Here is a 12938-nt window from a genome sequence, read left to right as displayed (position 1 = left end):
CATCACCCTACTTACCATCATGGAAGTATGCTTTTAGTACCTTTCGAATACGTCGTGCGGAAAACCCATCTCCATATGGGTTTTTTGCATTTTTCATTTCATCGTATATCTGTGTGTTGGTTAGTAATAGATGAATCTGCTGGTAAATCTCCTGTTTCTCTGTTCCTACTAACCGAATAGCTCCAGCTTGTAGTCCTTCTGGTCTTTCGGTGGTATTCCTTGTTACCAAAACAGGTACATCAAGAGAGATCGCTTCTTCTTGAATACCTCCTGAATCGGTAACAACGATAGTAGAACGCTTCATCACATGGCAAAACAAATGGTAATCCATCGGTTCCACAAGCAAAATTCGTTTGTGACGTGGAAGATATTTTTGGACTTCTTTTCTTACCTTCGGACTTTTATGGACAGGGAATACAACTAAGGCTTGTTCTTGGGACTGAACAATCATGTGGAGTGCCTGATAAACTTCTTTTAATTCTTCTATATTTTCTCTACGATGCGTTGTTACCAAGATGATTTTCCATGGTTTTGCTTCTAGTAGCTGCAATTTTCTGGGTAATACAATAGGGATTTGTAAAGTAGTCATGAGTGCATCGATAACAGTATTTCCAGTTACAAATATATTCTTGGATGGAACCTGTTCTTGCATCAAATTCGCCCTATTTTCCTCCGTACAAGCAAAATGAATGCTGGATAGTCTGGTTACAAGTTGACGATTTAGTTCTTCTGGAAACGGAGAATCAAGTCTATATGTTCGCAGTCCAGCTTCTACATGTCCTACGGGAATCTGATTTAAAAAGGCTGTATACGCCCCTACGAAAGTTGTTGTTGTATCCCCATGAACTAATACCAGATCGGGCTGTATTTCTTGATACACGTCGTTCAACTTTAAAATGAGATGGCTTGATAGTTCAACTAACGACTGATTGGGCTTCATTACATTCAAATCATAATCTGTTTTAATACCGAAATGTTGCATGACTTGATCTAGCATCTCTCTATGCTGAGCAGTATTAATTACCACTACCTTAAAAAAAGGGTCCATTAATAGCTCTTTAATAACAGGTGACATTTTAATTCCTTCTGGCCGTGTTCCAAATACAATTGCTACTTTTTTCATCATCAACATCATTCATTCCTCTCATCTTCTTTTTTGGACATAGGTGATTGTTCGTTTCGAATCACTATAGATCTCATATAATAGTTCGAAACTCTGCAAGAAAGGGATGTGATCGGGTGAGTGTTATGGCAAGTATTTGGGTACTATTCCTAATCCAAATTACGTTGATGATTCTGATGATTGATCTAAGTTATCGTGTTGATCGATTTTCTTGGCGAAAGCGGGCGCTACGTCGCTTACTTCGTTCCAAACTACACACAGTCGTCAACATTATGACAGATGCAGGGGTTGTGTCAGGAGTTTTAGAACAGGTAGGTTCTGATGGGATTCAATTAGAAGAAAGTAATGGAGATTTGGTCATAGTTCCGATTCTTAGCATTCGTGCGATTCTTTCTTAGGAGTGATTATGTTGAATTTAAGACAAATGTTACGAGCACAAGTAGGGAAAAATGTTGAAGTTTATTTTATGAATGAGGTGTTAGAGGGGAAAATACTTGCCGCTAGGCCTAACGCATTTGAGATCGAGATATCTGGCGGTACCTATACAAGTCCATTTACACAAGCTGAGATTCCTTATGATGTACCCTCTTATGTTCGGGTATTAGTATAGTAATGCTTGGTAAAAGCTCGATTCTATGTCGAGCTTTTACTTTTCAAATCGATTAACCACTTTGGATAGGCGTTTTTTTTAGCTTGGTGTGTAACGCTATAGGAATGGAGTCTTCGATGATAGATAGGTGATGGAAGTGAGGTTACACTCACTTTGTTCATGTTTAACCGATATAGGAGTTCTAGGTCTTCATACAATCGTCCTTTATAAAGTCCTCCTTCATCCCAACCGCCGATCTGAGATAAAGCATCCGTTGAATAGATCCTAGGACAAATGACGGTGCCTGATTGAATGAACCGCTCAAGTTGCTCCCATTTGGGTGACTGAATACCTCGATATCGGAGCTCCCTTTTACCTTGTTCCCATAAATAATAATCTCCGTACATAAATTGTTTATGATCTTCTCCAATAGGATCTGCAGCTTCATATATAGACTGAACAGCGTGCGGGGCTAGCCAATCATCTGCATCCAGCTCTATAAGCCATGGAGTACACGTATGGTTTAGGATTTGATTTAAAGCATACGCTTTCCCTCTGTTTTCTTTTCCTCTAAGAACCGTTATGCGGGGATCACCCTGTGCTTCGTTTTGCAAAACATTTGTTGTAGAGTCAGTAGATCCATCATCATAAACAAGCAAATGCCAATACGGGTTTGTTTGATTCTTTACACTTCGCACGGCCCACATTAACATATGACCCATTTGGTAAGTGGCAATACCAACTGTAACAATTGGATTTTCGTTAGTGGGATGCCCCTTGTAATGATGAGTTGGTTGGACAATTGGTAAGATGAGCTTTTCAACCACTTCTCTCCTCTCCCAAGGGAGAGTGCGAGTAGATGGAATATATCCACATTCTTCTGATTTCCAATAGATCCAACGTTTATCATCAGAGTACCGTAATTGATCTTCGCGTACATAATGTTGGAAAGGGAGGATATTCCATTCCGAAAATGGTATAACATGACTGTTACAAAAAAATACAACAGGAATTCTTCTTCCTTCATGAATGATGATAATGCCACGGTATGAATTCTTGCTATGACAGTTTCTTTCTATCCATGTAACGAAATCAGGCAAAAAGGTATCACCGGATTGGCAGACCACTAGGATATCTTGATTAGACAAATATGAACGGATTTTGTTCAGCCTTAATCCATAATCTTTTTTTATCACACTAATTTGTATATCAGATGCATATCGTTTTATAGATTGAATAGTTAGATCCGTCGTCCATGATTCATGCTTTTCTAGTATGACGATATGCATTATACTCTTCCTCTCTATTTCGAGATGGCTACATGAGTTTAAGGAGGAATGAAAGTGGCTATTATCCTATATCCCCCAACTATTGATTGGACTTGGATGAAACAAAGGCCGCAACAAATCCTATCCCAATTTGCTGCGGACGGACATACGGTCTACTATGCAAACCGGACTCAAACAGAAGAACCCCTAACAGAAGTAATACCTGGATTATATGTGATATCGAATTGGGACATATGGGTAAGTGAGGAATTGCCAAATATTCAAAAGACAAGTCATGAGCCCATTGGGATCTGGTGTAGCAATCCACTCTTAGCAAAGAGCCTACCCTACCATCTTGTTGACTGGGTGGTATATGACTGTGTAGATGATTTTGCGGAGTGGCATCCCTATGAGATAGAAATATTTCAAAAGGCGGATATTATTTTCTGTACCTCTGAACGGATTTACAAGAGAATAGAGAGGATGAGTAACCTTCCAATCCATTTGGTTCGCAATGGATACGATCCCAGCATGGGTTTACATTTAAACACAGATACCACTACATTATCAAAACCCATTCTGGGCTATGTGGGTGCATGGGCGCCTTGGATTCATCTTTCGATTTTACAGCGTTGTGCACAGCTCCCAACCGCTATCGTACAAGTGATTGGTCCTGAGTTTGGATCAAAATTTATTACCCATCCTACCATTCAATTCCTAGATAACATCCCTCATTTTAAGTTAAATCAATATATTCAGCACTTTTCAGTCTGTTTAATCCCTTTTCGGATCAATGCCATCACCTTAGCAACCAACCCTGTAAAAGCGTATGAGTACTTAGCTAGCGGGAAACCCGTTATCTCCACTGCACTCCCAGAGTGTAGAGCTATGAGTCCTTATATCGATATCGCTAAAGATATGAGAAATTTTGTAGAGTTGGTGGAATGGCGTTTGAAGGAGCCCGGAGACTCGGGATCCAGGATTCAGTACGCATTATCAAATACCTGGGAGCATCGATATCTTGAAATAAAGCAACACCTTCCTAGACACTTCCTATCCTAGATGGGATTGGATTGATTTTTTTAGTTCACTGACACACTTGTCACTCCATGTCTCGCATGCTTTTACTCGTTCATGAATCGATTCCAATTTCTTTTTTCCTGTTTGAAGTAGGAACCTCATTTGCTTTCTTAGGTCTGAATCTGAAATACCTGCATTACAACCATATGCATCTAGATCAAAGTACTTTAACAAGCTATGAACCTTACTCATGCTGCTCACACATAAAACAGGCACTAGGTTTCGAATGGCCACTAAAGATGGATGTAGTTTAAATGACAACAAAAAATCAAGGTTTTGGATGTAAGAATAGGTAGTTTCTAAGTCGTACTCTGGTTTTACGACATACACTTTTCCCTTAGGAGTCAAATGTAAGATGGATTGGCATAATGTTTTGCACACTTCTGTGTCTGCATAAAGATTATTCGACTGATTTACTACAGGGATACAAACAATTTCATATCCTTCGCTAGCAAGCTCAGCTAGTACAGTTGATACTTGCTTCATCGGGAAGCTTTCGTAAGCGTGGATACACACACCAATTCGATTACCTGACTTGGGTTTAATGATAGGATAGTTTGGTTGTTTATAGGAAAATACAACATCTGGAGCATGTTGAACATCACTATGAAACTTCAATTTCTTGCCAATTTCAACCGAATTTTGGTCGCGAAAAAAAGTAGCTTTTGCTTTTCGTATGATTTGTCTGTATTTCCCTACTTCCTCTTCACTCCACGACGACTCTGGATAAAAATCTACAATCCCGACACCGTATATCCATGTAGGAATTTTGCCTAATTGAGAAGGGAAATAGTAGCTATTAAACTTATAGGGGGTGATTAAATCTCCCCCGCCAACAATCACTGCATCTATTTTCTCGTGATCTATATACCCCTTATAGCCAAATACTCGGTGTTCATGAAATACTTGTTGAAACGTTTTTAAAAATAATTCATCTCCAAAGTTCCCCAGCCCATAATATCCGCAAATACCTATATTCATGATCTACTCCCCACTTCTACTTTTTCAGTTGAAAACAAGTTAAACGAACTCCATCCAGCGGCAATGCCCTTTTTGCCGTAGAACGTAAGTGGAATCGGGTTAAACCATCCTCTATGACCTGCTTGGTTACATCAAAAGAAACCGTTGTCGAAAACGGCTGCGATATCTGCATCTTGGCAATTTCTTTTACACTGGGTCGATTATTATACGTGATCGTATCAGATAGCCAATCTTCAATCGGATTTGACAAAATGATTTGCCATTCCTCATGTGACTGTGGTTCAAGGGGGAGATCAAACTCCAAATATACACGGGAAATATCCGTAGGAATGCTTTCTACTTGGCTTACCCGAAAATAACATTCGTAACGCGTTCCTTTGCTTGGGGATCCTATAAATGCAGGATCTTTTCCTAGATGCATGTTTTCATAATAGGAACTTACTGTATTATGCTGAAGAGGGAGATGTGTGGAGGTAGCCTGGATTGATTGCATGATTTTCCGTAGCTCATCTTGATTAGAGGAAATCTCTTTTCTTCGTGGTGTGAGGATGTGTTCATTTACCATTTCAAATCTCTTTTCCCAGCTATGTTGCTTAGCAAAGCTCATTCTTTTTCTAGAATTTTTTTTCGGATTAACAAGTGCAGTCCGTACGGCTTTAACAAATTGATTAGGTTGATCAGCAATAAGCACATATGGCTTCATTTTTAGTACTTCTGGTAGTGGTGTAGAAACAACCGGTTTCCCCGTAGCTAGATATTCGTAAACTTTAACCGGATTAGTGCTATGGGTAATCCGATTGATTGCAAACGGAATAATCCCGACATCAATATAACGTAGATAAAATGGTAGTGTTTCATAGCTCTTATGACCGAGAAAAAACACATTCTCTCCTAGATTAGGCTTATCTGATCTTAAGTTGGGTCCGATAATCACAAATTGTGCCTCAGGAATTCCCTTAGAGAGCGCCTGCACCATTTTTTTATTCACCCAAGGAGCCCATGCACCAATATATCCAATTCTTGGTCCATCATGTGCAGGTATCTCCGGTATCTTATCTAATCGAAGTTGGCTCTTTACTTGAGCAAAGTGTTCATATTCACATCCATTAGGAACTAAATGAATGGGTTGTTGTGGGACCAACTTTTTCATTTTTTCTTTTAGATGATCAGCGGTACAAACGATAGCATCTGCAAGAGGAGCGTATATTTGTTCTTCCTGTTCCCAGTCTGGAAAATCATCCACACAGTCATAAATTAACGTATTGGTTTGAAATAAACGGGCGTGTGGGATTTTGCGGCTCCAAGAGGTCCAGTATATCGTATCTCTCTGTGAAGGAAGCTGGGGAAGAATTTCATTGAGAAAGAAGTTGGGATGTTGCACGACAAAGAGGTTTTCTGCTACCTCTTGAACAGCAGGACCTTCTACACTGGTCTTATTAAAAAATAAAACAGTATGTCCGTTCTTTGCAAATTGCAACATCATATGTTGCGGACGTTGTCGCATATAGGACCAGTTTAACGTGGGCGGATAAATGACTAACCCCAATTGAACCACCACTTCCTTCGACGTTTCTATTAATATATGTACGTAAATAGAAAATGTTTGTGATAATACACATCTAAACTCAATTTGATGATAGGCATCAGAAAGTGGTAGAATCTATATTTGAAACTCCTTGTAGAAAGAGGTCGACTACCATGAGTACTTCAGAAATATATCATGTACTCCTCTATTACAAATATGTAAAAGTGGAAGATCCGGTAGCGGTAGCGGACGAACATCGCGCTCTATGTCAACAATTAGGCTTAAAAGGCCGTATCTTAATTTCCCCAGAAGGTATCAATGGGACATGTTCGGGTACCATTGCAGCAACAAATCAATATATAAAAGCAATGAAACAACACCCTCTCTTCTCAGATATCTTTTTTAAGATTGATGAGCATGAAGGACATGCCTTTAAAAAACTATATGTACGTGCAAAGAAAGAGTTGGTGACCTGGCGATTTGAAAATGATTTTGATCCTACTGAGTTAACTGGTAAATACTTAAGTCCGACTGAATTTAAAGACCATCTCTTGCGTGACGATGTGGTCGTCATTGATGGTCGAAATGACTATGAATATGACCTTGGACATTTTCGTGGCGCGATTCGGCCAGGAGTGGAAACCTCTCGTGACTTCCCAGAGTGGATCCGTGAAAATCTAAGCCAGTTCAAAGATAAAAAGGTAATTAGCTATTGCACGGGTGGTATTCGCTGTGAGAAGTTAACGGGTTTCTTGTTACAAGAAGGCTTTCAAGACGTTTCCCAGTTACATGGTGGTGTCGTAAACTATAGCCAAGACCCTGAGACAAAAGGAGAACTATGGGACGGGAAGCTTTATGTGTTTGATGAGCGAATCTCAGTTCCCGTAAATCATGTAGATCCGACAGTGGTCGGGAAATGCCATCATTGTCAGGCACCTGCTGAAACCTATATCAACTGTGAATATGATCTCTGTCATCATCAACACCTCGTCTGTCCGGAGTGTGAAGAAACCTATAATGGTTATTGTAAAAAGGAATGTGAAGATCAAGACTTAATTCGGAAAGAAGCGTAACTTATAGCCTACCTAACATTTGATTCTAATTCAGGTGTTAGGTTTTTTGTTGACCAATATTACACATTTGTAATCTGATCGTTATGCTTATGCACGATTAGCCGGGATTCAAAATAAAGAAAAACGGATCAAGGAAGTAGTTGCTTTTATTAAACTAATAGTGGATCAAGTCCCATTCTTTGAACCACAGTACAGTCAAGCAACTCTTTTGCCGATGTCAGCAGCGTTATTTTATGGCTTCGTGCATATGTTGATCGCTTCAATGGCCATTGCATCTCTGGCATTCTTATTTTCGACTATTTTTTCATCTTCTATGATTAGTACCGCCATCCCTATGGTTATCGTCGTAGCTGGATCTGTTTTATTTAACATGCCTTTGAAAATCTCTTTTCTTAAATACTTTATAGGCATTCACTTAAGTTTTAATAGTTCATGGTTAGAAAGTACCTACGCGAGTATGAGTGATTTCTATCTAATTACAAGGTCTAACATAACCATGATGGGTAGTATCATGATTCTCTTGGGGTGGATCATCGTTCCAACTGTTATAGCATTCATCCACTTCCGTAAAAAAGACATATTGAACGCTTAGTACCCCTTTGAAAGAAGCATGTCCTATTTTCTATAGGCGTGCTTCTTTTCTTTTGCACAAAAATGATCTACTTCTCCCCTTCACTTTCTGTTACGCTAAATACATCTATAATCGATGAATCAGTAACAAACTAGGTCTCTATATCTGACCACTGCGATGTTAGTGAGTCTACTTAATGGCACTAGTTGACCTAAACCAACTAACCATAGCATATCCATTTCTTATCCATAACCAAAGGTGATCATATGCCCCCTATCTTTCGTTCCCGAAAACTACCAGAAGCAGTAAATCAACGTATCAGTCGCTTTCCCGAAGATGTACAAGAATTCTTTCACGAGATGGTCAGTGCAGACCGCTCTCCATTGACAGTTGCTAACTATGCCTACGACTTCACTCTCTTTTTTGACTTCTTGAGTGAACGAGACCTAGAACCAAAAGACGTCGACACCCAGACTCTAAAACGATTCTTTCGCCACATCGAAAACGGCTACGAACGAAGCGTCATGATAAAAGTAAAGAATGAATGGATCGAGCGAAAACATTACCGAGAGAACTCACGCAGTGGAAAACAGCGCAAAAGAGCCTCTCTTCGCTCCCTATTCCGCTATCTCGTAAGAGCCAAGCTACTTGAGAGAGATCCAATGGAAGAATATGAAGATGCCTCGCTTAAGGCACGTTCTAAGCAAAAAGTACCTGTGTTCCTCACCCAAGAAGAAGCGCTTCGACTTGTGAAAGCCGTTCAAAGCTATCATGCTAAGAAAAAGAAAAAAAATTGGATGGAACTAAGAGACACAGCTATCCTACTCTTGTTACTAAATACAGGCATGCGGGTGTCAGAGCTCATCTCCCTCAATCTAAATAGCATTCAGAGCCAAGGGAATCAATACCGTATTGTTGTAATTGGTAAAGGTGGAAAAGAGAGAATGCTAATGCTCAACCGAACCGCTACAGAGGCTCTTCTCGCATATCTGGACAGAAGACCCGTAGACCGTGTGTCACCACTCCATATTGAGGCACTCATCCTTAACAAGAACTTTACGCGAATCAGTCGAAAAGGGATCTCAGAAATATTAAAAAAATATGTAAAAGAAGCAAAGCTCCCACCTAAAGCTGCTACCATCTCGCCACACAAATTAAGACATACTCTAGCGACTCTTTTGCTCTCAAACGGAGAAAACCTCCGCGTTGTGCAAGAGATATTAGGACACTCTAACATTCAAACGACTCAAATCTATACTCACGTAATTAATACTGAAAAAGATGAAGCATTGGAAAGGTTAGAGAATATGTTTTAATTTCAGTTAAAAACAACGAACCTATGTTTGTGGTCATTCCTATTTTCATGTATACTATGAATAACGCAATTAGGAAAAACAAGGGGGACGAGAGCTTTGAACAAGTTATCCTCTCGCCAACAAGCTATTTTAGAATACATACAAAGAGAAGTTCGAGAAAAAGGCTATCCACCTTCAGTGCGAGAAATCGGTGAAGCGGTAGGGCTTGCCTCTAGTTCAACGGTTCATGGTCACCTGTCTAGACTTGAGAAAAAAGGATTCATCCGGCGTGACCCCACGAAGCCACGTGCGATTGAGCTACTGGTGAAGGAAGAAGCCGAAGCCATGCTTTCCACTCCCCTACAGGATACGATTATGATTCCTCTACTTGGGAAGGTTACTGCAGGTGACCCTATCACAGCGATTGAAAACATTGAAGAGTATTATCCATTACCCAAACGACTCATGAAAAATGTCGATGATCCGTTATTCTTGTTAACCATTCAAGGGAATAGTATGATTAACGCAGGGATTTTAAGTGGAGATTATGTGGTCGTACGACGTCAGCAAACAGCCAATAATGGTGAGATTGTTGTTGCTATGACAAGTGATGGTGAGGCAACGGTGAAACGATTTTATAAAGAATCTGATCACATCCGACTCCAACCCGAAAATGATGAGCTTGAGCCGATTCGTCTTCCTCAAGTAACAGTACTCGGAAAAGTAATTAGCTTAATTCGCGAAGTTATGTAAAAACCTGGTCAACTCTGGCCAGGTTTTTTGTATGATATAGAATTAATCTGTCAAAACTCCGTGGAATACCACGTCAAACTCAGCTTGATTTTTGTTGTTTACTCGATAGTTGACAAAATAGGTTGTCACCGTTTTATAGCCACTCCAAGATTGGTTATTTAGATCGACCAGCACTTGATCCACTCTCTGATTCATTGCTTTCCAGTCTTGATATTTCCCTTTGGAAGTAGATAACGTGTAGGTTCCTCGAAGAGTAAATGTATTGAGATTAAAAGACTGATTGGTACGGGTAGCGACATTACTTAGATTTATGACCGATTTTATCTTACTGTATACTTGGTTCCGGTCCATGAAAGGATGCCTACTCAAATAGATATCTGATACATGAGGCGTAGGCAATTGATCTGTTTGATTGATTAGTTTTTGCATATAATTTTGGTAGTCTGTATTTAGATTTTGATCCCGGCTCAATTGATCGATATATTGGTCATAAGCTCTTACATCTTCGCGGATGATTGAATTGTTGAGGTAATCTAACATGGGTAAAAATGTTGTATACATATAGGATTGAAAGGCAAAAGCATAGTTATAAAAATCCCACGATCCATACTTTGCATGCAAGGTTTGTGAAACTGTATAGCGATCTGCTGGATCCTTAGCTAACTGTTTGACAATTGTTTTTCGTGGTTGAACTCCACTGGTACGAGTAGATCCTGCGAAAAACTCAGCACTCCCCTCTTCAAACCAAGTTAACCTTTCTCCTTCATAGAAGGGACCATCACCAAACATGCCAGGAATTGAATATCGTCCTTGAAAATAATGCGTTACTTCATGGCGAAATAATTCTTCTAAAGAATAGACACTTTGTGCAGGTGTTCGCTCATATGTGAAAAAAGTACCAATGGATTCAATATAAATACCACCGTTATCTGTGTTAAACCCATATAGCAATCGATTTAACTTATACTCATCCGGATTACTATAAATCACGATGGTCAAAATATCATCTGGATTACCCTTCTCGATTTCAGTATCTCTTCCTGTTATGCGATGAAATTGCGACTTTACTTCTTTAGACGCCCAGTATAAACGGAGTACTTTTTCTTCGGTCACTTGTCCCCCAGTCTTAAATACAACAGAGCCATTATCAAATGTGTATGACTTTGGTAAATAATATTGTTTGGCATTGCCTAGAATTTGATCTAAGTTGAGCCTCCTACCATCTGCATCTACACTGTTATAAAGATTCTTAATTTGCACTGCAGCTGTTAGATAAGGCTCGCTATTTTGGGGGTATTTCTTCATAGATGCTGTAATGACTTGGTTTCCTCTGTTTGGTTGACTATGGAAACTACCTAACCGGCTTACATAATAAATCCCATTGTTTATCAGCCAAGTACTCTCTTTATTGAAAGTGTTTAATAGAGCAAACAAGCCCAACTCTTCGATAAACGGATTGATTTTTCCGTACCAAGGAGTTTGTTCAGGTGGGACATTTTCATCGTACATATAAGTGTCCAATTCATAATCAATGTTACTCATTAGAGTATATACAGCATTCCCTTTGGAGTATTGAGGTAGATAGGTATTAATATTGGCGCGATATTGGGAGAGAATCGGAACTGCTAAATTTACAGTTTCCACATCACTTGATGCATTTCCAATTAACATTGCATAGGAAGCAATAACCTGATCTTGTTTAGTCGTTCCGAGCATAAAGTTCGAATTACGGGCGATTGATTTTAAAGCAGGCAAACAACGATCATGAAAAGTACGTTGATTCAAGTAACTTAGCTCCGAGTAGTAGAACCCTAGAAAAAAGCCTGATCGTAGCACTTCTACCAAAGTAGGAATGCCAAGATTATTTTCACTTGTAAACTGTGTCCCCTTTTGCCCGAGCGCATTAATAATCGCTTGAACACGTGCTGAGTCACGATAAAACTGGTATGAGTCTTGGTTAAACTCAAATAAGTCTGGAATTTGGCTCCAAGTTATGGTGCTCAATAGATTGATTAATTCATTGTGATTTAGTGTAACGAGGTAAGACATCGGATAGTCAGCTTGAGTGCGGATTGTTGGGGTTGGTTTTTTTTGAGGTGGACGGCTGGACAAGTCTTGCGATTTTTGTTGATGGGCAGTAGTGTGATCTAATTGTAATTCTGTTGACTCTTGTATCTTCCCCATAGGAGTCTTTTTTTGAGAATGACTTACCTTTCCATTCACAAACTGTCCCCATGTGCAATACACAGGAGTGATCATCATCATAAAGGCAATGAATAGTGAGACATAAGCACGTTTACTCATTTTAAGTCCCCCTAGAATGTATTAACCTCTATTTTCATTCTAATATTAATTTTCTGATAAGTATATATTATTTGTATATTAAGTTTTTTGTTCCCCTGTTTTCTTATCTTTGTCCTCTCTTGGAACTTATTACGTATAATTACCTACTTATTGACATAAATCATCTACTATGGTACTTTTATTTTACAAAATTTAATTTTACAAATTATAATTAAACTACGAATAAGATGGGTTAGTCATGGGGGACAAAGATGAAAACATTATTTACAGAAGCGGTTGTTATTTCCATGGAAGAAGGCACTGCACCTATTCAAAATGGCAACATGGCAATCGAAGATGGCATTATTACATATGTAGGCTCTGCATTAACAGTAGA

At 39.3% G+C, this 12938-nt stretch carries 12 protein-coding genes; 6 read left to right on the top strand and 6 right to left on the bottom strand.

Annotation, left to right across the window (positions count from 1 at the left end):
• Positions 1 to 7: 7 nt before the first annotated feature.
• A complete protein-coding gene (wecB, locus tag BT147_RS00055) occupies positions 8 to 1132 on the bottom strand; it encodes a non-hydrolyzing UDP-N-acetylglucosamine 2-epimerase (protein ID WP_072329661.1) in 1125 nt (374 codons plus the stop codon).
• Between the two features lie 116 nt (positions 1133 to 1248).
• Here wecB and BT147_RS00050 point away from each other — a divergent pair, with 116 nt between their 5' ends.
• Together BT147_RS00050 and BT147_RS00045 are read left to right on the top strand one after the other, a co-directional pair.
• A complete protein-coding gene (locus BT147_RS00050) occupies positions 1249 to 1521 on the top strand; it encodes a hypothetical protein (protein WP_072329659.1) in 273 nt (90 codons plus the stop codon).
• 11 nt (positions 1522 to 1532) lie between these two features.
• Positions 1533 to 1733: a hypothetical protein gene (locus BT147_RS00045; protein ID WP_072329657.1), complete on the top strand. Its 201-nt coding sequence runs from the start codon at positions 1533 to 1535 to the stop codon at positions 1731 to 1733.
• 23 nt (positions 1734 to 1756) lie between these two features.
• Here the strand turns inward: BT147_RS00045 and BT147_RS00040 are convergent, their stop codons facing one another.
• The gene (locus BT147_RS00040; protein ID WP_072329655.1) at positions 1757 to 3001 is read right to left on the bottom strand and encodes a glycosyltransferase family 2 protein; all 1245 of its coding nucleotides are present in this window, start codon (positions 2999 to 3001) and stop codon (positions 1757 to 1759) included.
• Between the two features lie 54 nt (positions 3002 to 3055).
• Between BT147_RS00040 and BT147_RS00035 the strand changes: the two genes are divergently transcribed.
• Positions 3056 to 4042, top strand: coding sequence for a glycosyltransferase family protein (locus tag BT147_RS00035; RefSeq protein WP_083426245.1), 987 nt, complete (start codon positions 3056 to 3058; stop codon positions 4040 to 4042).
• On the opposite strand, the gene BT147_RS00030 is transcribed toward BT147_RS00035, so the two are convergent.
• Together BT147_RS00030 and BT147_RS00025 are read right to left on the bottom strand one after the other, a co-directional pair.
• On the bottom strand, positions 4034 to 5041 hold the full coding sequence (locus BT147_RS00030; RefSeq protein WP_072329651.1) for a polysaccharide pyruvyl transferase family protein: 1008 nt from the start codon (positions 5039 to 5041) through the stop codon (positions 4034 to 4036). The two genes, BT147_RS00035 and BT147_RS00030, sit on opposite strands and share 9 nt — an antisense overlap.
• A gap of 16 nt (positions 5042 to 5057) precedes the next feature.
• Positions 5058 to 6587, bottom strand: coding sequence for a glycosyltransferase (locus BT147_RS00025; protein ID WP_072329649.1), 1530 nt, complete (start codon positions 6585 to 6587; stop codon positions 5058 to 5060).
• A 152-nt stretch (positions 6588 to 6739) separates the two neighbouring features.
• Between BT147_RS00025 and trhO the strand changes: the two genes are divergently transcribed.
• Complete coding sequence (gene trhO, locus BT147_RS00020) at positions 6740 to 7639, top strand: oxygen-dependent tRNA uridine(34) hydroxylase TrhO (RefSeq protein ID WP_072329648.1); 900 nt, start codon at positions 6740 to 6742, stop codon at positions 7637 to 7639.
• Between the two features lie 231 nt (positions 7640 to 7870).
• Here the strand turns inward: trhO and BT147_RS15310 are convergent, their stop codons facing one another.
• Positions 7871 to 8011: a hypothetical protein gene (locus BT147_RS15310; RefSeq protein WP_177239608.1), complete on the bottom strand. Its 141-nt coding sequence runs from the start codon at positions 8009 to 8011 to the stop codon at positions 7871 to 7873.
• Positions 8012 to 8476: 465 nt separating this feature from the next.
• On the opposite strand from BT147_RS15310, the gene BT147_RS00015 reads away from it, so the two are divergent.
• Entirely contained in the window at positions 8477 to 9526 is a 1050-nt protein-coding gene (locus BT147_RS00015; protein WP_072329646.1) for a tyrosine-type recombinase/integrase, read from the top strand.
• A gap of 96 nt (positions 9527 to 9622) precedes the next feature.
• Positions 9623 to 10258, top strand: a complete 636-nt coding sequence (gene lexA, locus BT147_RS00010; RefSeq protein WP_072329644.1) for a transcriptional repressor LexA — start codon at positions 9623 to 9625, stop codon at positions 10256 to 10258.
• A gap of 42 nt (positions 10259 to 10300) precedes the next feature.
• On the opposite strand, the gene BT147_RS00005 is transcribed toward lexA, so the two are convergent.
• Positions 10301 to 12562, bottom strand: a complete 2262-nt coding sequence (locus BT147_RS00005) for a collagenase (RefSeq protein ID WP_072329641.1) — start codon at positions 12560 to 12562, stop codon at positions 10301 to 10303.
• Positions 12563 to 12938: the final 376 nt, after the last annotated feature.

Source organism: Thermoactinomyces sp. DSM 45891, assembly GCF_900119485.1.
Classification (GTDB): Bacteria; Bacillota; Bacilli; order Thermoactinomycetales; family Thermoactinomycetaceae; genus Baia.
The sequence above is the reverse complement of the archived record's forward strand: the minus strand, read 5'-3'. Positions and strand labels throughout refer to the sequence as shown.